At 67.3% G+C, this 23,764-nt stretch carries 15 protein-coding genes, 5 tRNA genes and 2 pseudogenes; 16 read left to right on the forward strand and 6 right to left on the reverse strand.

From position 1 onward, the window contains the following. Positions 1–7 precede the first annotated feature (7 nt). The 4 genes and pseudogenes from hpnE to AAG689_RS04865 all read right to left on the reverse strand — a co-directional run bounded on the left by hpnE (position 8) and on the right by AAG689_RS04865 (position 3,945). Positions 8–1,294, reverse strand: coding sequence for a hydroxysqualene dehydroxylase HpnE (gene hpnE, locus AAG689_RS04850; RefSeq protein ID WP_406624968.1), 1,287 nt, complete (start codon positions 1,292–1,294; stop codon positions 8–10). Beyond that, on the reverse strand, positions 1,291–2,139 hold the full coding sequence (gene hpnD / locus AAG689_RS04855; protein ID WP_406626293.1) for a presqualene diphosphate synthase HpnD: 849 nt from the start codon (positions 2,137–2,139) through the stop codon (positions 1,291–1,293). Before hpnD ends, hpnE begins: the two co-directional genes overlap by 4 nt. A 111-nt stretch (positions 2,140–2,250) precedes the next feature. Continuing rightward, complete coding sequence (hpnC, locus tag AAG689_RS04860) at positions 2,251–3,126, reverse strand: squalene synthase HpnC (protein WP_406624969.1); 876 nt, start codon at positions 3,124–3,126, stop codon at positions 2,251–2,253. A 27-nt stretch (positions 3,127–3,153) separates the two neighbouring features. Beyond that, positions 3,154–3,945 (reverse strand): annotated as a pseudogene (locus AAG689_RS04865) (IS5 family transposase). Positions 3,946–4,128: 183 nt separating this feature from the next. Between AAG689_RS04865 and AAG689_RS04870 the strand changes: the two are divergent. The 15 genes and pseudogenes from AAG689_RS04870 to AAG689_RS04940 all read left to right on the forward strand — a co-directional run. Next, positions 4,129–4,671: pseudogene (locus AAG689_RS04870) on the forward strand (response regulator transcription factor); the annotation flags it as partial. 29 nt (positions 4,672–4,700) lie between these two features. Further along, positions 4,701–4,841: a hypothetical protein gene (locus tag AAG689_RS04875; RefSeq protein ID WP_406624970.1), complete on the forward strand. Its 141-nt coding sequence runs from the start codon at positions 4,701–4,703 to the stop codon at positions 4,839–4,841. Beyond that, complete coding sequence (locus AAG689_RS04880) at positions 4,838–6,139, forward strand: sensor histidine kinase (RefSeq protein WP_406624971.1); 1,302 nt, start codon at positions 4,838–4,840, stop codon at positions 6,137–6,139. The genes AAG689_RS04875 and AAG689_RS04880 overlap by 4 nt, the downstream gene beginning before the upstream one ends. Positions 6,140–6,248: 109 nt before the next feature. Then, positions 6,249–7,442 (forward strand): efflux RND transporter periplasmic adaptor subunit, encoded by a 1,194-nt coding sequence (locus tag AAG689_RS04885; protein ID WP_406624972.1) that lies wholly within the window; start codon positions 6,249–6,251, stop codon positions 7,440–7,442. A gap of 83 nt (positions 7,443–7,525) precedes the next feature. Beyond that, a complete protein-coding gene (locus tag AAG689_RS04890) occupies positions 7,526–10,588 on the forward strand; it encodes an efflux RND transporter permease subunit (RefSeq protein ID WP_406624973.1) in 3,063 nt (1,020 codons plus the stop codon). A gap of 65 nt (positions 10,589–10,653) precedes the next feature. After that, positions 10,654–10,739 (forward strand) — tRNA-Leu (locus tag AAG689_RS04895). A 53-nt stretch (positions 10,740–10,792) separates the two neighbouring features. Continuing rightward, positions 10,793–12,106 (forward strand): trigger factor, encoded by a 1,314-nt coding sequence (gene tig, locus AAG689_RS04900; RefSeq protein WP_020230987.1) that lies wholly within the window; start codon positions 10,793–10,795, stop codon positions 12,104–12,106. A gap of 95 nt (positions 12,107–12,201) precedes the next feature. Continuing rightward, positions 12,202–12,810 carry an ATP-dependent Clp endopeptidase proteolytic subunit ClpP gene (gene clpP / locus AAG689_RS04905; RefSeq protein WP_406624974.1) on the forward strand — a complete coding sequence of 203 codons (609 nt, stop codon included), beginning with the start codon at positions 12,202–12,204 and terminating at the stop codon, positions 12,808–12,810. Between the two features lie 100 nt (positions 12,811–12,910). After that, positions 12,911–14,176 carry an ATP-dependent Clp protease ATP-binding subunit ClpX gene (gene clpX / locus AAG689_RS04910; protein ID WP_406624975.1) on the forward strand — a complete coding sequence of 422 codons (1,266 nt, stop codon included), beginning with the start codon at positions 12,911–12,913 and terminating at the stop codon, positions 14,174–14,176. Positions 14,177–14,287: 111 nt separating this feature from the next. Continuing rightward, entirely contained in the window at positions 14,288–16,708 is a 2,421-nt protein-coding gene (gene lon / locus AAG689_RS04915; RefSeq protein ID WP_406624976.1) for an endopeptidase La, read from the forward strand. A 99-nt stretch (positions 16,709–16,807) separates the two neighbouring features. Continuing rightward, positions 16,808–16,883 (forward strand) — tRNA-Gly (locus tag AAG689_RS04920). A 58-nt stretch (positions 16,884–16,941) separates the two neighbouring features. Continuing rightward, positions 16,942–17,015, forward strand: a tRNA-Cys gene (locus AAG689_RS04925). Positions 17,016–17,126: 111 nt separating this feature from the next. Continuing rightward, positions 17,127–17,202 (forward strand) — tRNA-Gly (locus AAG689_RS04930). Between the two features lie 111 nt (positions 17,203–17,313). Then, positions 17,314–17,406, forward strand: a tRNA-Leu gene (locus AAG689_RS04935). Between the two features lie 12 nt (positions 17,407–17,418). Further along, positions 17,419–18,051: a DUF6806 family protein gene (locus AAG689_RS04940; RefSeq protein ID WP_406624977.1), complete on the forward strand. Its 633-nt coding sequence runs from the start codon at positions 17,419–17,421 to the stop codon at positions 18,049–18,051. 111 nt (positions 18,052–18,162) lie between these two features. Here AAG689_RS04940 and AAG689_RS04945 read toward each other — a convergent pair whose 3' ends face one another. Next, positions 18,163–19,956, reverse strand: coding sequence for a M14 family zinc carboxypeptidase (locus AAG689_RS04945; RefSeq protein ID WP_406624978.1), 1,794 nt, complete (start codon positions 19,954–19,956; stop codon positions 18,163–18,165). A 118-nt stretch (positions 19,957–20,074) separates the two neighbouring features. Then, positions 20,075–21,805, reverse strand: a complete 1,731-nt coding sequence (locus AAG689_RS04950) for a DEAD/DEAH box helicase (protein WP_406624979.1) — start codon at positions 21,803–21,805, stop codon at positions 20,075–20,077. A 257-nt stretch (positions 21,806–22,062) separates the two neighbouring features. Here AAG689_RS04950 and ettA point away from each other — a divergent pair, with 257 nt between their 5' ends. Next, positions 22,063–23,724, forward strand: a complete 1,662-nt coding sequence (gene ettA / locus AAG689_RS04955) for an energy-dependent translational throttle protein EttA (RefSeq protein WP_406624980.1) — start codon at positions 22,063–22,065, stop codon at positions 23,722–23,724. Positions 23,725–23,764: the final 40 nt, after the last annotated feature.

Consider the following 23,764-nt stretch of genomic DNA (forward strand, 5'->3'; position numbering starts at 1 on the left):
ATAAGCGCTAGAGGTCGATTTCATTCAAGTCCTGCGCGGCCGCCGCGCCGTGCAGCACCGCCCCCTCCAGCGTCGCGGGGTAGGGCCCGGCCACGTAGTCGCCGCAGGCCTGCAGGCCTGGCGCGATGCGGCGCGGCGGGCGCTGCAGGCCGGGCGTGCAGGCGAAGGTGGCGCGCTTTTCCACCACCGTCTGCACCACCCGCAGGCCGTGCAGGCCCAGGTCTTCGGCCGCCTGGGCGAGCACCTGCGGTTCCAGCGCGCCGCGCTCGCCCTCGAAGGCGCTGACCACGAAGGCCAGCACGCCGGCCGGGCCGCCGAGATGCGCGCGGTCGAACACGAACTGCGCCGGCCGCCCCGAACGGCTGCGCAGCGCGAGCATGGGATGCGGCAGCAGCGGGTCCTGCGCGCCTATGTGCTCGGCATACACGGTGGCGATGGCGCCAAAGCGCAGCGCCGCGGCGGTGGCGGCCCATGCGTGCGCCGCGGGCAGGCCGGTGCCGGCCGCGAGGCGCGCGGCCTCGGCGCTGCCGGTGGCGAGGACCACCGCGTCGAACGGCTCGCCGTCCACGTGCCAGCCGCTGTCCTGCGCAACGGCCTGTACGCGCCGGCCCAGGTGCACGGTATGGCCGCGCGCCCGCAGCCACTGCGTGGCGGGCTCGGGCAGCAGCGCGCCCAAGTCGGCGCGCGGCAGCAGCAGATTGGAGCCGCCGCGCCCGCTGAACAGACTGTCCCGCAGCACACGCAGGAAGGTCTGGCCGCAGGCTGCCTGCGCGGGAGTGTTGAGCGCGGAAACGCACAGCGGCTCGATGAACTCGCCCACGAGCCGCGGCGGCAGGCCCGCGCACAGGTCAGCCACGCTGGCGCCCGGGGCGCAGCGGAATCCCGCCAGCTGCCAGCGCGCCGCGCGCGCGAGCAGGGCAAGCCGCTCGCCCGTGCTCCAGCCGCGCGCGCGGACGATGCCGGAGAGCGCGTCCCAGGGCGGCGGCGCGTCGGGCAGGGTCAGGCCCGTGCCGTCGGGAAAGACGAGCGCCAGCGGCAGGCGCAGTAGCGCGGCATCGGAGTCGGCGCCCAGCTCGCGCATGAGCCGCAGGCATTCGGCGTAGGCGCCGATGAGGATGTGCTGGCCGTTGTCTAGCGTGATGGAGCGGCCGTCGGCCAGTTGCGCCGCCACGGCGCGCGCGCGCCCGCCCGGCGTGCGGCTGGCCTCGAACACGGTCACGCCGTGGCCCGCCTGCGCCGCGCGCACGGCGGCGGCCATGCCGCCCCAGCCCGCGCCGATGACCGCGACTTTCACAGGATGCCCAGCGCTTGTACTTTCCAGGCGAGCCAGAACTTGCGCAGCGGCGTGAGGCTGGTGCGCTGGTGCAGCACCTGGAAGCCGTCGGCCTCGATTTCGCGCAGCAGCGTGCGGTAGATGCTGGCCATCATCAGGCCGGGCTTCTGCGCGCGGCGGTCGGCTTTGGGCAAGGTTTGCAGCAGGGCGATGGCCTCGTCGTAGAGGCGGTGGGCACGCTCGGCCTGGAAGCGCATGAGCGCGGTGAAGCGCTCGGAATACTCGCGCTTGGTGATCTCGTGCGCGCGCACGTCGAACTGCTGCAGCTCGCTGATGGGCAGGTAGATGCGCCCGCGCATCGCGTCCTCGCCCACGTCGCGGATGATGTTGGTGAGCTGGAACGCGAGGCCCAGCTTGTGCGCGTATTCGGTGGTGCGCGCGTCGGTCTGGCCGAAGATGCGCGCGGCCACCTCGCCCACCACGCCGGCCACCAGGTGGCAGTAGCGCGCCAGGCCCGCGAAGTCGAGGTAGCGCGTCTGCTCCAGGTCCATGCGGCAGCCCTCGATCACCGCCTGCAGGTGCTGCGCCTCGATGCCGTAGAGCGCGGCGTGCGGCATCAGCGCCTGCATCACCGGGTGCGTGGGCTGGCCCGCGAAGGCCTGGGCCACCTCGCCCTGCCACCAAGCGAGCTTGGTGGCGGCCACGCCCGGGTCGCTGACCTCGTCGACCACGTCGTCCACTTCGCGGCAGAACGCATAGAAAGCCGTGATGGCCGCGCGCCGCTCGCGCGGCAGGAACAGGAAGGCGTAATAGAAGCTGCTGCCGGATGCGGCGGCTTTTTGTTGGACGTACTGCTCGGGGGTCATGTGGGGCGTGATTGTCCCATGGCGCGCGGGCGGCTTGGCCCCACGCAGGTTATGCATGAAAAATGGCTCCAGCGCTTACGTAGCAAGCGCAAGGAGCTATTGTTTCAGGAGCTACATGCGCATGGCCCGCGCCAGCATGTGCAGCCAGTCCAGCGGGCCGAGCACGGGGCGCCGGCACAGGTTGGCGCCGTGCAGCGCGTCGATCCTGTCGAGGATGCGCAGGCCGCCCTGCACCACCAGGCGCAGCTCCCAGCCCGCGCGGCCCGGCAGGCGGTGCACCAGCGGCGCGCCGGACTGCATGAGCGCGCGTGCCCACTGGGCGTTGTCCTGCAGCAGCCGCGTGGTGGCGGGCGTGGGGCGCAGCGCGGCCAGCTCGGCGCGCGACACGCCGTGCGCGGCGCAGTCGGCGTCGGCGAGGTAGTGGCGCCCGCGAGGAATGTCCACGCTCAGGTCCTGCCAGAAGTTGATGAGCTGCAGCGCCGAGCAGATCGCGTCGCTCTCGCGCAGCGCCGCTTCGCCCTGCACGCCGTACAGGTGCAGCAGCAGGCGTCCCACGGGGTTGGCCGAGCGGCGGCAGTAGTCGAGCAGCGCGGCGCGATCGGGATAGGTGGCGCCGCGCGCGGTCATCTCCACGTCCTGCGCGAAGGCGCTCAGCAGGTCGTGCAGCAGCGGCACGGGCAGCGCGTGGCTGCGCAGCACGCGCTGCAGCGGCAAGAACACGCCCGCCCAGCGCGGGGAGGGCGCGCGGCCCTCGGCGATGGCCTGCAGGTCGGCGCCGTAGGCGGCCAGCGCGGCCAGGCGTTCGGGGGCGGGTGCGTCGCCTTCGTCGGCGATGTCGTCCGCCGTGCGCGCGAAGGCATAGAGGGCGGCGATGGGCTGGCGCAAGTGCGGCGGGCACAGCAGCGAGGCGACGGGGAAGTTCTCGTAGTGCGTGACCGGCGCCGCCGTGGCGTGGAGCGGTTCGGGGGAGGAAGGCACGGGGCGCAATGTACCCGATGGCTCCTTAGAACGTGTTCAAAGTCTTCTGAGCAAGAGGCCCAGGAAGGCCAGATGGACGAACTGCAAACTGGTGTTGAGCCAGCGCTCGCAGTTCTTCCATAGCCTGCGGTTCTTCTCCAACCACGCAAAGCTGCGCTCGACAATCCAGCGCTTGGGCATGACCTTGAAGGTGTGCAACTCGCTGCGCTTGGCAATCTGTACCGTCACGTGCTCGCCCAGGATGCCCCTAACACCCTGCGAGAACGGCTGGCCGACATAGCCGCTATCGCACAGCAAGCTTTGCACCCGGCCCAAGGTGGGCTTGCAGCGCTTGAGCGCCCCCGATGCCCCTTTGCGGTCCGTCACCTCGGCCGTGGTCACCGCCACCGCATGGGGCAGCCCTTGCGTATCCACCGCGATGTGGCGCTTGATCCCCGAGACCTTCTTGCCCGCGTCATAGCCCCTCAATGCCGCCGGATCCGCGTTCTTCACGCTCTGCGCGTCCACGATCAAGAACGCGCTGCAGGCGTTGCGACCCAGTTTCTCGCGGGCCGCGCCAACCTGATTTTTTTAAAGCCTGCTCCAGCAGGCTGCCACCTCGCGCGGCTCGCTCCAGATGGCCCAGTACGAATGCACCGTGCGCCATTTCGGGTAGTCACTGGGCAGCGCTCTCCACTGGCAGCCCGTGCGCAGCAGGTACAGCACCGCGCAGAACACCTCGTACAGGTCTATCTTGCGCGGCGCTGTCTTCTTGCGTGCGCTCTCCAGCAACGGCTTGATGATCTCGAATTGTTCGCGACTGATGTCGCTCGGGTAGCTCTTTCTCACCCTGCGAGCTTCTCATATCGACAGAGACCTTGAACACGTTCTAAGAAGGGGTGCGTCGAATTCTCATCAAATAAGAGCAGGATAAGAAGTAGGAACGAGAACGGTTCGTACCCCGTTTAACGCTTTTTCCACGGGCGTTCTGCTAACGTGCCCGGCGGCCAGCGCATGCGCCCCGAGACCTTGATGCCCCATAGAAAACCCCAGCAGATTCCCTACACCGTCCTGATCGTGGAGGACGAGCGCGCCATTGCAGAAAACCTGCTGCTGGTCCTGGAGGGCGAAGGCTTCATCGCCGAGACCACGCGCGACGCGAGGACGGCCCTGGACAGGCTGGCGCGCGACCCCTTCGACCTGGTGCTCCTGGACATCGGCCTGCCCGGCATGGACGGTTACCAGATGCTGCGGCAGATGCGCGAGGCCATGCAGCTGGCGACGCCGGTGCTGGTGTTGACGGCCCGCTCCGCGCTGGAGGACAAGTCGCTGGGGTTTTCCGGCGGCGCCGACGATTACCTGGTCAAGCCGTTCGCGCTGGAAGAGGTGGTGATGCGTGCCAGGGCGCTGCTGCGCCGCAGCAAGCAGCTGTCCGACACCGCCTTCGTGCTCAGCCACGGTCCGCTGCGCTATGGGGTGGCGCAGCAGCTCGTGACCGTGGACGGGCGGGAGGTCCGGCTGCCGCGCAAGAGCCTCATGGTGCTGGAGCTGCTGATGCGCTATGCGGGCCGCGTGGTGTCGCGCCAGCGGCTGGAGGACTACCTGTGGCAGGGCGAGCCGCCCTCGGCGGAGGCCCTGCGCGCGGCCAGCTCCATCTGCTGCGCAAGGCACTCAATGCCCACGGCTACGACGGCATCGAGACGGTGCACAACATCGGCTGGCGGCTGGCGAGTCCGGACAGATGAAGAACAAGTCCATCGCCGCGCGCACCACCTTCGTGCTGACCTGCCTGGTGAGCCTGGCCGTCTGCCTGTCGGCGCTGCTGGCGTACCTGGCCTACGTCCGCATCCAGGAAAACATGATCGACAAGCTCATGGAAACCGAATCCGGGCGTCTGGTGGCGCGGGTGACGCGGTTCGGCGGCGACTGGACGAAACCGTTCGAGCGCGACATGGGCCCCTCGATGTACGCCTGGGGCGAGTCGGACAGGCACCCCGCCGACAGCATGCCGGCCGAGCTGCGCTCCCTGCCCTTGGGGCTGCACCATCTGGACCAGGGCGAGAGCACCTGGCACGTGGCCGTGGCGGATGCCCTGGACGGGCGGCTCTACGTGCTCTACGACTCCATCGTCATCCGCCACCAGCTGAGGGATTTCGCGCTGGCCCTGGTGGCCATCGTGCTGGGATGCTCCCTGCTGGCGCTGCTCGTCAGCCGTTCCGTCGCGCGCTGGCTGGTCACGCCGCTCAACCAGCTGACGGAGCGGCTGACGCGCTGGGTGCCCAGCTCGGCCAGCGCCGTAGCCCGGCAGGGCAACGAGGCCGATAGGCTGGTGGAGGTCTTCAACCGGGTGCAGGATCAGGTGGATGCGGCCATCGCGGACCAGCGCGAGTTCTCCGCCAACCTGCACCATGAGATCCGCACGCCGCTCACCGTCATCCGCAGCGACACGGAATTGATGCTCAAGGGCAGCGTCAAGGACCCCGAGGGCGTACGCCTGCGGCTGGAGCGCATCGCCGGGCTGGTGCAGGAAATCAGCCAGTCGCTGGAAAGCACCTACAACCTGGCGCACGCGCGTTTCGAGGACGAGGCCCGCGTGCACCTGCGCTCGTGCGTCGACGACGTCTTCGAGAACCTGCGCCTCGAAGCCGGGAAGGCCGGCCTGGCCTTCGTGAATGCGGTGCAGGCCGGGCACGAGGCCACGCTGAGCCGCCACGCGCTGATGACGGTGATGCGCAACATCATGCGCAACGCCATCCTGCATGCGGCGCCGGCCACGCTGGTGGTGGAGTCCACGGCGGAGGGCCTGCGCTTCACGGACACGGGGCCGGGCATCGAGCCCTCGGAGCTGGGCAGCGTCTTCGAGCGGTATTTCAGCAACCGCCGGGCCGACCAGCGCGGCGGCGAAGCGGCCGCCAGCGTGGACCAGACGGGCCTGGGGCTGGCGATCGCGCAGCGCGTCTGCGTCATGCAGTCGTGGCGCCTGGAGGTGCTCTCGCCCGTGGCCGAGGGGCATGGCACCTGCTTCACCCTGGCATTCGCTTGACAGGCGTGGGGATGCTCTCGTAGATTACTAACCGGTCAGTCAGTAATATGCGGGATAGGCGCTGGCGTGCGGCGCCATCTCCCTTCGTGCCACTTCCACGGTTTCTCCCATGCGCACACCTTCCGTATCGCGGCCTGCCTGCAGGCGTCTTTTGTCCTGGGGCGCGCTCGCGTTGCCGCTGCTGCTGGTGGGCTGCTCGCGCCCGGCGCCGCCGCCCGAGCCCGTGCGCGCGGTGAAGCTCGTCACCGTGGGCGAGGCGCCCCTGCAGACGCATCTGGAATACGCGGGCGAGGTGCGCGCGCGTGTGGAGTCGCGCCTGGGCTTTCGCGTGGCGGGCAAGATCGTGCAGCGCCAGGCGGAGCTGGGCCAGCGCGTGCAGGCGGGCCAGGTGCTGGCCCAGCTCGACCCGCGCGACTACGCGCTGGCAGCGCAGGCCGCGCGTGCGCAGGTGGCGGCGGCGGCCACGCAGCGCGACTTGGCGGCGGCGGATTTCGAACGCTTTTCCAAACTGCGCGCGCAGAACTTCATCAGCGGCGCGGAGCTGGACCGGCGCGAGGCCGCGTTGAAGGGCGCGCAGGCCACGCTGGACCAGGCGCGCGCGCAGCTCGCGGCGCAGGGCAACCAGGAGGAATACACGCGCCTCGCGGCCGACGCGGCGGGCGTGGTGACGGGCATCGACGCCGAGCCGGGCCAGGTGGTGGCGGCAGGCACGCCGGTGGTGCGCATCGCGCGCGACGGCCCGCGCGACGCGGTGTTCTCGGTGCCCGAGGACAAGGTGGGCCAGCTGCGCCCGGGTCAGCCGGTGCGGGTGCGTGCGTGGTCGCAGGGTACGGAGATGCCGGGCGAGGTGCGCGAGGTGGCCGCCAGCGCCGACCCGGTGACGCGCACCTTCCTGGTGAAAGTGGCGGTGCAGGGCGGCGGCGTGCCGCCGCTGGGCGCCACGGTGTACGTGGCGCCGCAGGCGCTGGCGCGGGAGGGTGTGCAGGCGATCAAGCTGCCGACCAGCGCGCTGCGCCAGGAGGGCGGGCAGACGGCGGTGTGGGTGTTCGAGCCCGCGGGCGAGGGCGATGGCGCGGGCGGCACCGTGCGCTCGCAGCCGGTGCGGATCGCCACGGCCGACGGCAACGAGGCCGTGGTGGCCTCGGGCCTGGCGCCCGGCATGCGCGTGGTGGCCACGGGCGTGCACGTGCTGGCGTCGGGGCAGAAGGTGACGGTTTACCAGTCAAAATCGGCTCATGCGCAGGCAGGACAAGCGCAAGCAGCTATCAATGCGGGAGCGAATGCCTCCGCAGCCGCACGCTGAGGGGCCGCCATGTCGATCGAGCCGAAGGGGGCTTCAACCTCTCCAAGTGGGCGCTGGAGCACGCCGCGCTCACGCGCTACCTGATGGTGGTGCTGATGGTGCTGGGCATCGCCGCCTATTTCCAGCTGGGGCAGGACGAGGACCCGCCCTTCACCTTCCGCGCCATGGTCGTACGCACCTACTGGCCCGGCGCCACGGCGCAGCAGGTGGCCGAGCAGGTGACCGACAAGATCGAGCGCACGCTGCAGGAGGTGCCCTACGCCGACAAGATCCGCAGCTACAGCAAGCCGGGCGAGTCGCAGGTGATCTTCGAGATCAAGGACTCCAGCAAGCCCGCCGAGGTGGCGAATGTCTGGTACACGGTGCGCAAGAAGATCGGCGACATGCGCTACCAGCTGCCGGGCAACATCCAGGGGCCGTTCTTCAACGACGAGTTCGGCGACGTGTACGGCGTGATCTACGCACTGCACGGCGAGGGCTTCAGCTATGCCGAGCTGCGCGACTTCGCCGACGACGTGCGCCAGCGCCTGCTGCGCGTGAAGGACGTGGCCAAGGTCGAGCAGTTCGGCGTGCAGGACGAGAAGATCTGGATCGAGGTCTCGCAAAAGCGCCTGGCGCAGCTCGGGCTCGATTTCAACGGCGTGCTGCAGCAGCTCGGCAGCCAGAACGCGGTGGAGAGCGCGGGCGCCATCCAGTCGCCGCAGGACGTGGTGCAGGTGCGCGTGGGCGGGCAGTTCGCCAGCGTGGAGGAACTGCGCGCCATGCCGATCCGCGGCGCTCAGTCGGCGGCGCAGCTGCGGCTGGGTGACATCGCCGAGGTGCGGCGCGGCTACGTGGACCCGCCGGCGGTGAAGGTGCGCTTCCAGGGCCACGAGGTCATCGGCCTGGGCATCTCCATGGCCAAGGGCGGCGACATCATCGCGCTGGGCAAGACGCTGCGCGCCACCGCGCAGGAGATCCAGGCGCAATTGCCCGCTGGCGTGCAGCTGGCGCAGGTGCAGGACCAGCCGGCGGCGGTGGCCAGCTCGGTGAACGAGTTCGTCAAGGTGCTCATCGAGGCCGTGGTCATCGTGCTGGGCGTGAGCTTCGTGTCGCTGGGGCTGCACAAGGGCGGTCGCTTCGGCTGGTACATCGACTACCGGCCCGGGCTGGTGGTGGCCATCACCATCCCGCTGGTGCTGGCCGTGACCTTCCTGGCCATGCACTACTTCGGCATCGGGCTGCACAAGGTGTCGCTGGGCTCGCTCATCATCGCGCTGGGCCTGCTGGTGGACGATGCCATCATTGCCGTCGAGATGATGGTGCGCAAGATGGAGGAGGGCTACGACAAGGTGCGTGCCGCCACCTTCGCCTACGACGTGACGGCCAAGCCCATGCTCACCGGCACGCTCATCACGGCGGCGGGCTTCCTGCCCATCGGCATCGCCAAGTCGGTGACGGGCGAATACACCTTCGCCATCTTCGCCGTGACGGTGATCGCGCTGGTGCTGTCGTGGATCGTGTCGGTGTACTTCGTGCCCTACCTGGGCACTCTGCTGCTCAAGGTGAAGCCGCACGATCCCGAGGCGCCGCCGCACGAGCTGTTCGACACGCCGTTCTACGCGCGCTTCCGCGCCATGGTGGACTGGTGCGTGCAGCACCGCTGGCTGACCATCGGCGCCACGCTGCTGATCTTTGCGCTGGGGCTGGTGGGCATGGGCAAGGTGCAGCAGCAGTTCTTTCCCGATTCGAGCCGGCCGGAGGTCATGGTGGACATCTGGTTTCCCGAAGGCACGTCTTTCCTGGCCAACGAGGCCGTGGCTCGGCGCCTGGAGCAGCGGCTGATGCACGAAGAGGGCGTGGAGAGCGTGGCCACCTGGGTGGGCTCCGGCACGCCGCGCTTCTACCTGCCGCTGGACCAGGTGTTCCCGCAGACCAACGTGTCGCAATTCATCGTGCTGGCCAGGAGCCTGCGCGAGCGCGAGGCCCTGCGCCTGCGCCTGCCCGAGGTGCTGGCCCAGGACTTCCCCGAGGTGCGCGGCCGCGTGAAGCTGCTGCCCAACGGGCCGCCGGTGCCATACCCGGTGCAGTTCCGCATCGTCGGCAGCGACCCGGCGGCGCTGCGCCTGCGCGCCGACGAGGTCAAGGCGGCGATGCGCGCCAACACGCAGATGATCGGCGTGAACGACAACTGGAACGAGTCGGTGAAGGTGGTGCGCCTGGAGGTGGACCAGGAAAAGGCCCGCGCGCTGGGCGTGTCCAGCCAGTCCATCGCCCAGGCCGCGCGCACGCTGTTCAGCGGCACCGCCGTGGGGCAGTACCGCGAAGGCGACCGGCTCATCGAGATCGTGCTGCGCCAGTCGCCCGACGAGCGCGAGGCCATCTCCGACATCGGCAACGCCTACCTGCCCACGGCCTCGGGCCGCTCGATTCCGCTGACGCAGATCGCCCGGCCGGTCTTCACGTGGGAGCCCGGCGTGATGTGGCGCTGGAACCGCAACTACGCCATCACCGTGCAGGGCGACGTGGTGGAGGGCCTGCAGGGCGCCACGGTCACTGCCCAACTGCTGCCCGGCCTGCGCGAACTGGAGGCTGGCTGGCACGCGGCGGGCGACACGGGCGTGCGCATCGAGGTGGCCGGCGCGGTGGAGGAGAGCAGCAAGGGCTCGGCCTCCATCGTGGCCGGGGTGCCGGTCATGCTGTTCATCGTGTTCACGCTGCTCATGCTGCAGCTGCACAGCTTCAGCCGCTCGGTGCTGGTGTTCCTCACTGGGCCGCTGGGCATCGCGGGCGTGGCGGCGGCGCTGCTGTTGCTGGGGCGGCCTTTCGGCTTCGTGGCGCTGCTGGGCGTGATCGCTCTCATGGGCATGATCCAGCGCAACTCGGTGATCTTGATCGACCAGATCGAGCTCAACCGCGCGGCCGGCGTGCCCGCCTGGGACGCCATCGTGACCGCCACCGTGGGGCGCATGCGGCCCATCGTGCTCACGGCCGCCGCGGCGGTGCTGGCGATGATTCCGCTGTCGCGCAGCGTGTTCTGGGGCCCGATGGCCGTGGCCATCATGGGCGGTCTCATCGTCGCCACCGTGCTAACGCTGCTCGCGCTGCCGGCCATGTATGCGGCCTGGTTTCGCGTGCGCCGCGAGGAGCCCCCGCAGGCAGGTTAAAATCTGCTGTTTACCTATTTCACCGGGGTGGCCGTGCTGCGAGCCATCCGGGTGGCATGAGAGAAGCGCGGGTGGCGAAATTGGTAGACGCACCAGGTTTAGGTCCTGACGCCAGCAATGGTGTGGGGGTTCGAGTCCCCCCCGCGCACCACAAGCGAAGGCCGAGGCGCAGCCCGGCACACATCCCCGACCCTAGGAATTACCATGGCCGTCACTGTTGAAACCCTTGAGAAGCTCGAGCGCAAGATCACGCTGAGCCTGCCCGTCGCCTCCATCCAGTCCGAAGTGGACTCGCGCCTCAAGCGCCTGGCCCGTACCGTGAAGATGGATGGCTTTCGTCCCGGCAAGGTGCCGATGAGCGTGGTGGCCCAGCGCTACGGCTATTCGGTGCAGTACGAAGTGCTCAACGACAAGGTGGGCGAGGCCTTCTCCCTAGCCGCCAACGAAGCCAACCTGCGCGTGGCCGGCCAACCCCGCATCACCGAGAAGGACGGCGCCCCTGAAGGCCAGGTCACCTTCGACGCCGTGTTCGAGGTGTTCCCTGAAGTCACGATCGGCGACCTGTCCACCGCCGAGGTGGAGAAGCTGTCGGCCGAGGTGACGGATTCCGCCATCGACAAGACCGTCGAGATCCTGCGCAAGCAGCGCCGCACCTTCGCCCAGCGCGCGCAGGGCGCTGCCGCCGAGGATGGCGACCGCGTGACCGTGGACTTCGAAGGCAAGATCGACGGCGAGCCCTTCCAGGGCGGCAAGGCCGAGGACTTCCAGTTCCTGGTCGGCGAAGGCCAGATGCTCAAGGAGTTCGAGGACGCCGTGCGCGGCATGAAGTCGGGCGAGAGCAAGACCTTCCCGCTGGCCTTCCCCGAGGACTACCACGGCAAGGACGTGGCTGGCAAGACGGCCGACTTCCTGGTCACCGTGAAGAAGATCGAGGCCGCGCACCTGCCCGAGGTGAACGAGCAGCTCGCCAAGTCGCTCGGCATCGCCGACGGCACGGTGGAAGGCCTGCGCGCCGACATCAAGAAGAACCTGGAGCGCGAAGTCAAGTTCCGCCTGCTGGCCCGCAACAAGCAGGCCGTGATGGAGGCCCTGCTGTCCAAGGCCGAGCTGGAGCTGCCCAACGCCAGTGTCCAGGCCGAGGTCGCCCGCCTGCTGGAAGCGGCCCGTGCCGACCTGAAGCAGCGCGGCATCAAGGATGCCGACAAGGCCGAGATCCCCGAGGACGTGTTCCGTCCCCAGGCAGAGCGCCGCGTGCGCCTGGGCTTGGTGGTGGCCGAGTTGGTGCGGGCCAATGAACTGCAGGCCAAGCCCGAGCAGCTCAAGGCCCACATCGACGAGCTGGCTGCCAGCTACGAGAAGCCCGAAGAGGTGGTGCGCTGGTACTTCGGCGACCGCCAGCGCCTGGCCGAGGTCGAGGCCGTGGTCATCGAGAACAACGTGGCCGAGTTCGTCCTGGGCAAGGCCAAGGTGAACGAGAAGGCCGTGTCGTTCGACGAACTGATGGGCCAGCAAGGCTGATTTCCCCCGCCTTCTGACATCTGGGGCTTGTGCCGGCGCGCGCAGGCCCCAATTCATTTCTGGGTACAGTACGGCGACAGAAATTGGAGAAACACATGAGCGCACTGGAAACGCAGGCCCTGGGCATGATTCCCATGGTCATCGAGCAATCGGGCCGCGGCGAGCGGTCCTACGACATCTATTCGCGCCTGCTCAAGGAGCGCGTGATCTTCCTGGTGGGCGAGGTCAACGACCAGACCGCGAACCTGGTGGTGGCGCAGCTGCTGTTCCTCGAGAGCGAGAACCCGGACAAGGACATCTCCTTCTACATCAATTCCCCTGGCGGCAGCGTGACGGCGGGCATGGCGATCTACGACACCATGCAATTCATCAAGCCCGACGTGTCCACGCTGTGCTGCGGCTTCGCCGCGAGCATGGGGGCCTTCCTGCTGGCCGCCGGCGCCAAGGGCAAGCGCTTCTCGCTGCCCAACTCGAAGATCATGATCCACCAGGTGCTCGGCGGCGCACGCGGCCAGGCGACCGACATCGAGATCCATGCGCGCGACATCCTGCGCACCAAGGACCAGATGAACCGCATCCTGGCCGAGCGTACGGGCCAGCCCATCGAGAAGGTCAAGGCCGACACCGAGCGCGACTACTTCATGACGGCGGACGAAGCTAAGGACTACGGCATCGTCGACCAGGTCATTTCCAAGCGCCCCTGAGCGTCCGAGGCGCCTGCGCGCGGCGTTTCCCCTTGCGGGAAACGCCGTTTTTATTTCGTTATCATCTTGACAACATCCCCTGTCATAAGGCATTGCCCCCATGGCCGAGAAAAAAGGCTCCTCCAGCGAAAAAACCCTTTACTGCTCTTTCTGCGGTAAAAGCCAGCACGAAGTGAAGAAGCTGATCGCCGGTCCGTCGGTCTTTATCTGCGACGAGTGCATTGACCTGTGCAACGAAATCATCCGCGATGAGCTGCCCGCAGGCGAAGCTACACGCGAAGGGCGCGGCGACCTGCCCACGCCCGCCGAGATCAAGGCCAACCTCGACAACTACGTGATCGGCCAGGAAAAGGCCAAGCGCACGCTGGCCGTGGCTGTCTACAACCACTACAAGCGCCTGCGCCACAAGGACAAGGCGGGCAAGGACGACGTCGAGCTCTCCAAGAGCAACATCCTGCTCATCGGGCCCACGGGCTCGGGCAAGACGCTGTTGGCCCAGACGTTGGCGCGCATGCTCGACGTGCCCTTCGTGATGGCCGACGCGACCACGCTGACCGAGGCGGGCTATGTGGGCGAGGACGTGGAGAACATCGTCCAGAAGCTGCTGCAGAGCTGCAACTACGAGGTGGAGCGCGCCCAGCGTGGCATCGTCTACATCGACGAGATCGACAAGATCTCGCGCAAGTCCGACAACCCCAGCATCACGCGCGACGTGTCGGGCGAAGGCGTGCAGCAGGCGCTGCTCAAGCTCATCGAGGGCACCATGGCCAGCGTGCCGCCGCAGGGCGGGCGCAAGCACCCGAACCAGGACTTCCTGCAGATCGACACGACCAACATCCTGTTCATCTGCGGCGGTGCCTTCGCGGGGCTGGAGAAGGTCATCGAGAACCGCACCGAGGCATCGGGCATCGGTTTTGGCGCATCGGTCAAGAGCAAGAAGCAGCGCTCGCTGACCGAGGTGTTCCAGGACATCGAGCCCGAAGACCTGATCAAGTTCGGCCTGATCCCCGAACTCGTGGGCCGCATGCCCGTGGTGACGGCACTGGCCGAGCTGGGCGAGGACGCGCTGGTGCAGATCCTCACCGAGCCCAAGAACGCCCTGGTCAAGCAGTACAGCAAACTGCTCGCCATGGAGGGGGTGGACTTGGAGATCCGCCCCGCGGCACTCAAGGCCATCGCCCGCAAGGCCATTGCCCGCAAGACCGGCGCGCGCGGCCTGCGATCCATCCTGGAGCAGTCGCTGATCGGCACCATGTTCGATCTGCCCAATGCTTCCAACGTGGAGAAGGTGGTGGTGGACGAGGCCACGATCGAAGAAAACAAGGCGCCCCTGCTGGTCTATCGCGAGGCGGCCAAGACGGCCTGAGGCCGGGGCGCGGTCAGCGCCTCTTTTCCCACCGGGCGGCCGGTCATCGGCCGCCGGGTTGAAATTTCCCGCCCATGGACCATATTCCATGGAGCTTCTTGAGGATTGCCCATGTCCGGACACACGCCCCTGCCTGCCGACCCCATCGACCTGCCGCTGCTGCCGCTGCGCGACGTGGTGGTATTCCCCCACATGGTGATCCCGCTGTTCGTGGGACGCCCCAAGAGCATCAAGGCCCTCGAAATGGCCATGGATGCGGACCGCCGCATCATGCTCGTGGCGCAGAAGGCTGCCGCCAAGGATGAGCCGCAGGTGTCCGACATGTTCGATGTCGGTTGCGTTTCCACGATCCTGCAGATGCTCAAGCTGCCCGACGGCACGGTCAAGGTGCTGGTCGAAGGCTTGCAGCGGGCCCATGTGGCTACGGTGCATGACGGCGATACGCTGTTCACGGCCACGGTCACGCCCGTGCAGCCTGCAGGCGAGGAGCACCGTCCCAGCGAGATCGAAGCGCTGCGCCGTGCGGTGATGCAGCAGTTCGACCAGTACGTCAAGCTGAACAAGAAGATTCCGCCCGAGATCCTGACTTCGATCTCCAGCATCGACGATCCCGGCCGCCTGGCCGACACCATTGCCGCGCACCTGCCGCTCAAGCTGGAGAACAAGCAGCTCGTGCTCGACTTGGCCGACGTCAAGGGCCGTCTGGAAAACCTGTTCGAGCAGCTCGACCGCGAGGTGGACATCCTCAACGTGGACAAGCGCATCCGTGGCCGCGTGAAGCGCCAGATGGAAAAGAACCAGCGCGACTTCTACCTGAACGAGCAGGTCAAGGCGATCCAGAAGGAACTGGGCGAGGGCGAGGAAGGCGCGGACATCGAGGAGATCGAAAAGAAGATCAAGTCCGCGCGCATGCCGGCCGAAGCGCGCAAGAAGGCCGAGGGCGAACTCAAGAAGCTCAAGCTCATGTCGCCCATGTCGGCCGAAGCGACGGTGGTGCGCAACTACATCGACGTGCTCACCGGCCTGCCGTGGAGCAAGAAGACCAAGATCCTGCACGACCTCGCCCATGCCGAGGACGTCCTCAACGAGGACCACTACGGCCTGGAGAAGGTCAAGGACCGCATCCTCGAATACCTCGCGGTGCAGCAGCGCGTGGACAAGGTGAAGGCCCCCATCCTGTGCCTGGTGGGGCCGCCGGGCGTGGGCAAGACCTCGCTGGGCCAGTCCATCGCCAAGGCGACGGGCCGCAAGTACGTGCGCATGGCGCTGGGCGGCATGCGCGACGAGGCGGAGATCCGCGGCCACCGCCGCACCTACATCGGCGCCATGCCGGGCAAGGTGCTGCAGAACCTGAACAAGGTCGGCACGCGCAACCCGCTGTTCCTGCTTGACGAAATCGACAAGCTGGGCACCGATTTCCGGGGCGACCCTTCCAGCGCTCTGCTGGAGGTTCTGGACCCCGAGCAGAACCACAAGTTCGGCGACCACTATGTGGAGGTGGACTTCGACCTGTCCGACGTGATGTTCGTCGCCACGTCCAACTCGATGAACATCCCGCCGGCGCTGCTCGACCGCATGGAGGTCATCCGCCTGTCGGGCTACACCGAGGACGAGAAGACCAACATCGCCATGAAGTACCTGCTGCCCAAGCAGATGGCCAACAACGGTGTGAAGGACGAGGAACTGCACGTGGCGGAAAGTGCCGTGCGCGACATCGTGCGCTACTACACGCGCGAGGCGGGCGTGCGCTCGCTGGAGCGTGAGCTGTCCAAGATCTGCCGCAAGGTGGTCAAGGGCCTGCAGCTGAAGAAGCTGGAGCCGCGCGTGGAAGTGACGGCGGACAACCTCGCGGACTACCTGGGGGTGCGCAAGTACAACTACGGCCGGGCTGAACAGCAGAACCAGGTGGGCCAGGTGGTGGGCCTGGCATGGACCGAGGTCGGAGGCGATCTGCTCACCATCGAAGTGGCCACCATGCCCGGCAAGGGAAACATCATCCGCACGGGTTCGCTGGGCGATGTGATGAAGGAGTCGGTCGAGGCCGCGCGTACCGTGGTGCGCAGCCGCGCCAGGATGCTGGGCATCAAGGACGAGGCCTTCGAGAAACGCGATCTGCACATCCACGTGCCTGATGGGGCCACGCCCAAGGATGGACCGAGCGCTGGCATCGCCATGACCACGGCCATCGTCTCTGCGCTCACGGGTATTCCGGTGCGCGCCGACGTGGCGATGACCGGGGAGATCACGCTGCGCGGCGAGGTCACGGCCATCGGCGGCCTGAAGGAAAAGCTGCTCGCCGCGTTGCGCGGCGGCATCAAGACCGTGCTGATCCCCGAGGAAAACGTCAAGGACCTGCAGGAGATTCCGGACAACGTGAAGAGCGGCCTAGATATCGTGCCCGTCAAGTGGATCGACAAGGTGCTGGATGTGGCGCTGGAGCGCAAACCCGTGGCGCTGACCGATGACGAGATCGCGCCTGCGGTGGCAGCGCCCCAGGCTGACGCGGCGCAGCAGCGCTCGGTGAAGCACTGAGGCACGAAGAAATCTGGAATTTTCCTGAGAGCCTCCAAAAATAGGCTACAATTCATTCCATCGATGCGGAACGTTGTAGAATGTGAGGCTTCGGTAAATGCGGGAATAGCTCAGTTGGTAGAGCGCAACCTTGCCAAGGTTGAGGTCGTCGGTTCGAGACCGATTTCCCGCTCCACTTTTCAGGAAAAGGGAGGCGATTGCTTCCTTTTTTCGTCAGGAGTGGTGCCGGTTACGGCGCGATAGCAAAGCGGTTATGCACCGGATTGCAAATCCGTTTAGCCCGGTTCGACTCCGGGTCGCGCCTCCAGTTTCAAGCATTGCATGGAAATGCAGCGCTTGGCAGTGAGGGCGGCACCAGGGAATCAATGCCAAGCATATTGTCGATGTGCTATAATTGAAATCTTGCCAAAAGGCAAATGCGGGAATAGCTCAGTTGGTAGAGCGCAACCTTGCCAAGGTTGAGGTCGTCGGTTCGAGACCGATTTCCCGCTCCAAGATTCGAAGGGAAGCCCAGGCTTCCCTTTTTTATTGGCCGCTTGGAATGCCCGTGTTTGCGCTGCGGCGCCGGCCCGGTTACGCTGTCCGGAAGACCAATATGCGGCCGAGCCCCGATGGTGAAATTGGTAGACACTGCGGACTTAAAATCCGCCGCTTTCCTGCAGAGGGGCGTGCCGGTTCGACCCCGGCTCGGGGCACCATGAAGATTCGATATGTCACATTACAACGCTCCTTTTGAGATCCATGTCCACGGCCAAGTGCAGCTGCGGGCCGATGTGGGATTCGACCAGCTTCAGGAGGCGCTGCGGCCGCTGTGGAAGTACGCGGGGGCTCGCTCGCTGGCCGATGGTGCAGCTAGCGCCTATGAGGAAGAACCGGGCATCCAGTTCGACGCCAAGGAGCATGTGCTGCAGGTCTGCTGGACGGTGCCTGGCGACGAAGATTTCCGCCAGTCTCTCGACGAAATGTGCATGGGACTGAACGAACTCGCAGAGCAGGGCGCGGCCATCGAGGTCACTTTCTACGACACCGAGTTCGATGAGGACGAAGCGGACGACGATGCCGAGGCGCGCGACGATTTCGTGATGTTGTTCGTCGGCCCCACGCCGGCGGCGATCATGCAGGTGCAGCGCGACCTGCTGGTGCAGGACGTGGTCAATCTCATGGAGCGCCATTTCGATGGTTCCGAACTCGGCGGTGTAGTGTCCGAAATCGACAAGTTGTTTTCGCAGCGTTTCGATGCCCTGGTGAATTCGCTGGAGATCGGCAAGCCGCCGCGCGGCACGGGCGGGCAGGGCGGCAGCGGCCATGGTGGCGGCGGACGCCGCCCACGTCATCTGCATTGATACCGGAGGTCCGCTGCCTTTGCCGCGGATTCTGAATAAAAAGCGCCTCTAGCGCTTATTCCACAAGCGCGGCCAGCTATCAATGAGATAGCTGGCCGCTCTCGCATTCCCTCAGTCGGTTTCCTCGAACACCAGGGAGGGCGGCGCCATCACCCGCGCCGTGTCGGCCAGATTGGCGATGAGGCGGTTCGCAAAGTAGCTGCTTTGCGTATCGGGCTCCAGGGCGGCCACGGCCAGGTTGGACAGGGGCTGGTTGAGCGACACGAAATAGCTGCCCGCCGGGACGTCGATGGCGCTGCGCACCGGCGTGACCTGCGCGCGGATGATCTGCCCGCTACCCGCCACCGTGCCACGCACGTCCTGGCGATCGGCGGTGTCGCGGCTGTTTTCCTGGTAGATGTCGGCCAGCACGGAACCGGGCTCGGCCACGCGCATCACCTGAAGTCCCAGCAGCTTGAGGCGTTCCACGGCATCGGCTGCGCCGGCGCCCAGCCAGTAGCCGCAGGGGCGCGCGCGGTGCTTGAGGGCGCGCAGGCGCAGCGACGAATCCCAGTCCACGCGCACGGTCTTGTCCGCTCCGGTATCCGGGTCCAGCATGAGCAGGTCGTGCTGCGTGGACGTAGGGCCGGCTTCGACCACCACTTCGCCGCGGCAGGCCTGCGCGGCGGTGTCGCGCGCGACGAAGGAGCGCACCTGTTCCAGGTTGCCGGCGCGCTCCACGGTACTGCGCAGCGTGCTCGTCAGGGCCGTGACCTGGGAATGCACGCGCCGCTGGATGTGCGTGCGGCCGATGCCCACGCCGCGGGTTTCCACGAGCAGGCTGACGGCATTCTTCAGCCCGTTCACGTTGCGGCCGGTGTCGGGCCGGGTGCCGCCCATGGAGACCCGCAGGTCGTCGGGTCGGGTGGAGGTGGTGTAGTACCACTCCTGGCTCAGGCCGGCGTCGCCCAGCGCCTTGACCAGGGGCTGTTGGTACCACTCCAGCGCGGCCTTGGTCATGAATTCCGGCACGTTGGCCGTGGTGGCATGCTGCAGCAGCACGTCGTAGCGCTGGATGGCTTGGAATTTCTCCAGGAACCGGCCGGCCACGGTGTATTCGTGCGCATCCACGATGGCGATGGGGCGGTAGTTGCGCACCAGCCGCGCCAGCGCCCGGGCCTCGGGGGTCTGCAGCAGCAGGTGGTCGCGGTTCATGTCGATGCCGTTGGCCGTGGTGCGCTGACCGGCGTCTGCGCCATCAGGGTTGGCGCGCGGAACGAGGATGACGTTGATGCGCTCCAGCATGGGTTCGAGCAGGCCTTGCGCCAGCTCGCGCGCCAGCACCAGCAGGGCCTCGCTGCCTGCGGGTTCGTCACCGTGCTGCTGGCCGATGAGCAGCACCGTGGGACGGCCGCTGGCATCCAGCGCCGCCACGTCGGTGCCCTTGGCCCGGGTGAGCACCAGCGCGTGGATGGGTTCACTCCGCTGCGACAGCCCCAGGTCGAGCATCTGCGCGCGTGTCGTGCCGCGCTGCGCTGCCGCCAGCTGGCGCAGCCACTGGGTGAGTTCGGCGTTGGTGGTGAAGGCGCGGCGTCCATCGGCCAGGCCGGGGGTGTCGTAGCGCACCGGCGGGTCGGGAAAGCGGGCCGCGACGGCGGCACCGTAGGGCAGCTCGGCCGCCGGGGCGTCCACCGCGCCGGGGGTGATGGGACTTTCCGAGACCGGAGCGGTGACCGCCCCGGGGCGCGGTGCCGTGCCCAGCGGCGGCGGCACGGTGCGTGTCGCAGGAGGCTGCGAGACGGTTCCAGGTGACGTGGAAGCATCGGGCCAGGGCGGCAGCGGCGTGCTGGAGCACGCCGAGAGCACCGCCGCGGCCAGCAGCGCCGCGCCGCGCCGCAGCGCGGGGCGCGAGGGAAGGGTGTCCATGAGGCTGCGCGGGGAGGTCGTCGGCATCATCGTATGGCGTGGAAGTGGGTTGCTTGGGCGATGTTAACCACCTAGAAAAAAAGCCCGGCGCTGCCGGGCTCGTTCAGAAGAGGCGTTTTCAGCGGCCGAAGCCGCCGCCGCCGCCACGCGGGCTGCGTGAACCGCCGCCGCCTCCGCTGCGGAAACCACCGCCGCCGCCGCGGCGGCCGCGGTCGGCCATGCTGTCCACGCTGGTGCGCATCGGATCGGGCTGGCCGCCTCGGCCGCCGGCGCCATGGCGCGGGCCGATGCCGAGGTGGCCCAGCTGGGTGCCCAGGTGGGCGTTCTCGCTGCGCGGCTGGCTGTCGTCGAAGCGGCGGTTGCCGCCGCCGTTGCCACCGGCATTGCCGTTGCCGCCGGCGCTGCCGCCGCGGCGGCGCCCGGCGCCGGCGCTGGGTTGCTGTTGCTGGGCGCGCTGGCCGGCGGGGCGGTTGCCATTGCCCTGCGGGCCGCCGGCGCGCTGGCCTTCGCCATTGCCCCCATTGCCGCTGCCTTGGCGGCCGCCGCGCGGCGAGCCTTGGGTGGCCTTGTTGGTACGGATGCGCTCCATCATTTCCTGGCGCGCGGCCTTGGCGGCGGCCTGCATGACATCGCGGCCCGGCGGCTTGCCGGCGCCGCCCCAGATGGTCTGGCGGCCCATGGCGATGGGCTCGGCCTTCTCGCCCTCGTCAGGCCCGAAACCCTCGATCACCTGCACGGGGATCTCCTGCTTGGTGAAGCGCTCGATCTCCATCATGAAGCCTTCCTCGTCCATGCAGACCAGGCTCACGGCCTGGCCTTCCTTGCCGGCGCGGCCGGTGCGGCCGATGCGGTGCACGTAGTCCTCGGGCACGTTGGGAATTTCGTAGTTGACGACGTGCGGCAGGTCATCGATGTCGATGCCGCGCGCGGCGATGTCGGTAGCTACCAGGGCGCGGATCTCGCCGCTCTTGAAGCCCGCCAGCGCCTGCGTGCGGGCGCTCTGGCTCTTGTTGCCGTGCAGCGCCATGGCCGTCACGCCGTTCTTGGTCAGGTAGTCGGCCACGTTGTTGGCGCCGAACTTGGTGCGCGTGAAGACCAGCACCTGGCTCCAGTCGTGCTGCTGGATGATGTGCAGCAGCACCTGTTTCTTCTTGGCGCGGCCCACGGGGTGGATCACCTGGCTGATGCGCTGCACCGTAGTATTGCGCGGCGTGACCTGGACGCTCTGCGGGTTCTTGAGCAGCGTGCCCGCCAGCTCGCGGATCTCGTCGCTGAAGGTGGCGGAGAACAGCAGGCTCTGCTTGGAGGCGGGCAGCAGGGCCAGTACCTTCTTCACGTCGTGAATGAAGCCCATGTCGAGCATGCGGTCGGCCTCGTCGAGCACGAGGACCTCGACCGTGGACAGGTCCATGAAGCCCTGCTGCTGCAGGTCGAGCAGGCGGCCCGGCGTGGCCACGAGCACGTCCACGCCCTTCTTGATGCGGTCGATCTGCGGGTTCATGCCTACGCCGCCGAAGATCACGGTGGAACGCAGGTCGAGGTATTTGCCGTAGTCGCGCACGGACTCTTCCACCTGCGCGGCCAGCTCGCGCGTAGGCGTGAGCACCAGGGCGCGCACGCCCTTGCCGCCGAACTTGCTGGTGGGAACGCTGCCGCCGGCCAGGCGCTGGAGCAGGGGCAGGGTGAAGGCGGCGGTCTTGCCGGTGCCGGTCTGTGCGCCGGCGAGGAGGTCGTGTCCTTCCAGGACGATGGGGATGGCCTGGGCCTGGATCGGGGTCGGGGTCTCGTAACCCTGTTCGTGCACGGCCTTCAGGATGGCCGGAGCCAGCTTCAGTTCTTCAAATGTCATGTAGTCAAGATGCGCCCATCCGGGGCGCTGGGGTATCGGTCTGTCGTGGCGGCTTTGCGGGCCGCCGAGCCAGTGCGTCAGGCCGATAGGTTCAAGGGCGGGAGCCCGGAAGGCGAGCTTCCATCGTCCCCAGCTTCTGTGCTGATGCCCCGGGCGACTGGAGCCCAAGACGAACGCTATTGTCGCATGCGCCGATAATCTCTGTTTGCGCGCCCGTTTACGGCGCCTTCTTTTCCACAGTTCCCCTGAAGAAATCCATGGCCCAGTACGTTTTCTCGATGAATCGCGTCTCCAAGACCGTGCCGCCCAAGCGGCAGATCTTGAAAGACATCTCGCTGTCCTTCTTCCCCGGCGCCAAGATCGGCGTGCTGGGCCTGAACGGCTCGGGCAAGTCCTCGCTGCTCAAGATCATGGCCGGGGTCGACAAGGAGATCGAGGGCGAGGCCATTCCCATGCCGGGCCTGTCCATCGGCTACCTGCCGCAGGAGCCGCAGCTCGACCCCGAGCACACCGTGCGCCAGGCCGTCGAGGAAGCCATGGCCGAGGTGAACAACGCCCGCGCCCGCCTGGAGGAGGTCTACGCCGCCTATGCCGAGCCCGATGCCGACTTCGACGCCCTGGCCGCCGAGCAGGGCCAGCTGGAAGCCATCATCGCCGCCGCCGGCACCGACTCCGAGCATCAACTCGAAATCGCCGCCGACGCGCTGCGCCTGCCGCCGTGGGATGCGGTGATCGGCCAGCTCTCGGGCGGCGAGAAGCGCCGCGTGGCGCTGTGCAAGCTGCTGCTGTCCAAGCCCGACATGCTGCTGCTGGACGAGCCCACCAACCACCTGGACGCCGAATCCGTGGACTGGCTGGAGCAGTTTCTGCACCGCTTTTCCGGCACCGTGGTGGCCATCACCCACGACCGCTACTTCCTCGACAACGCGGCCGAGTGGATCCTGGAACTGGACCGGGGCCACGGCATTCCCTACAAGGGCAACTACTCCGATTGGCTGATCCAGAAGGGCAACCGCCTGGAGGCCGAGCAAAAAGGCGAGGAAGCCCGCGCCAAGGCCTTGAAGAAGGAGCTGGAGTGGGTGCGCCAGAACGCCAAGGGCCGTCAGGCCAAGAGCAAGGCGCGTATCGCCCGCTTCGAGGAACTGAGCGACTACGAATACCAGCGCCGCAACGAGACGCAGGAAATCTTCATCCCCGTGGCCGAGCGCCTGGGCAGCAAGGTGATCGAGTTCAAGAACGTCTCCAAGGCCTTCGGCGACCGCCTGCTGATCGACAACCTGTCGATGAACATCCCGGCCGGCGCCATCGTCGGCATCATCGGCCCCAACGGCGCGGGCAAATCCACGCTGTTCAAGCTGATCGCGGGCAAGGAGCAGCCGGACTCCGGCGTGGTGGAAATCGGCCAGACGGTGAAAATGGCCTTCGTGGACCAGCACCGCGACGCGCTGGCCAACGACAAGACCGTGTGGGAAGACATCTCGGGCGGCCTGGACATCATCAACGTCGGCAAGTTCCAGATGGCCTCGCGCGCCTACGCCGGCCGCTTCAACTTCAACGGCCAGGATCAGCAGAAGAAGGTCGGCAATCTCTCGGGCGGCGAACGCGGCCGCCTGCACCTGGCCAAGACGCTGATCCAGGGCGGCAACGTGCTGCTGCTGGACGAGCCCTCCAACGACCTCGACGTGGAAACCCTGCGCGCGCTGGAAGACGCGCTGCTGGAATACGCCGGTACGGTGCTGGTCATCAGCCACGACCGCTGGTTCCTGGACCGCATCGCCACTCACATCCTGGCCGCCGAGGGCGACAGCCAGTGGGTTTTCTTCGACGGCAATTACCAGGAGTACGAGGCCGATAAGAAAAAACGATTGGGCGAAGAGGGTGCCAAACCGAAGCGTATGCGCTACAAGGCGCTCAAGTAATCGCTTACAGGTAGTAGCATCGGGCGGCTCCCTCCGCCCA

The organism is Acidovorax sp. SDU_ACID1, from assembly GCF_045291395.1.
GTDB lineage: Bacteria > Pseudomonadota > Gammaproteobacteria > Burkholderiales > Burkholderiaceae_C > MR-S7.

Bases quoted from the DNA above. Each gene is read 5' to 3' on its own strand.
- hpnD (WP_406626293.1), bottom strand. From the start codon at position 2,139: ATGACCCCCGAGCAGTACGTCCAACAAAAAGCCGCCGCATCCGGCAGC.
- AAG689_RS04880 (WP_406624971.1), top strand. From the start codon at position 4,838: ATGAAGAACAAGTCCATCGCCGCGCGCACCACCTTCGTGCTGACCTGC.
- AAG689_RS04885 (WP_406624972.1), top strand. From the start codon at position 6,249: ATGCGCACACCTTCCGTATCGCGGCCTGCCTGCAGGCGTCTTTTGTCC.
- AAG689_RS04890 (WP_406624973.1), top strand. From the start codon at position 7,526: ATGGTGGTGCTGATGGTGCTGGGCATCGCCGCCTATTTCCAGCTGGGG.
- tig (WP_020230987.1), top strand. From the start codon at position 10,793: ATGGCCGTCACTGTTGAAACCCTTGAGAAGCTCGAGCGCAAGATCACG.
- clpP (WP_406624974.1), top strand. From the start codon at position 12,202: ATGAGCGCACTGGAAACGCAGGCCCTGGGCATGATTCCCATGGTCATC.
- clpX (WP_406624975.1), top strand. From the start codon at position 12,911: ATGGCCGAGAAAAAAGGCTCCTCCAGCGAAAAAACCCTTTACTGCTCT.
- lon (WP_406624976.1), top strand. From the start codon at position 14,288: ATGTCCGGACACACGCCCCTGCCTGCCGACCCCATCGACCTGCCGCTG.
- AAG689_RS04940 (WP_406624977.1), top strand. From the start codon at position 17,419: ATGTCACATTACAACGCTCCTTTTGAGATCCATGTCCACGGCCAAGTG.
- AAG689_RS04945 (WP_406624978.1), bottom strand. From the start codon at position 19,956: ATGGACACCCTTCCCTCGCGCCCCGCGCTGCGGCGCGGCGCGGCGCTG.
- AAG689_RS04950 (WP_406624979.1), bottom strand. From the start codon at position 21,805: ATGACATTTGAAGAACTGAAGCTGGCTCCGGCCATCCTGAAGGCCGTG.
- ettA (WP_406624980.1), top strand. From the start codon at position 22,063: ATGGCCCAGTACGTTTTCTCGATGAATCGCGTCTCCAAGACCGTGCCG.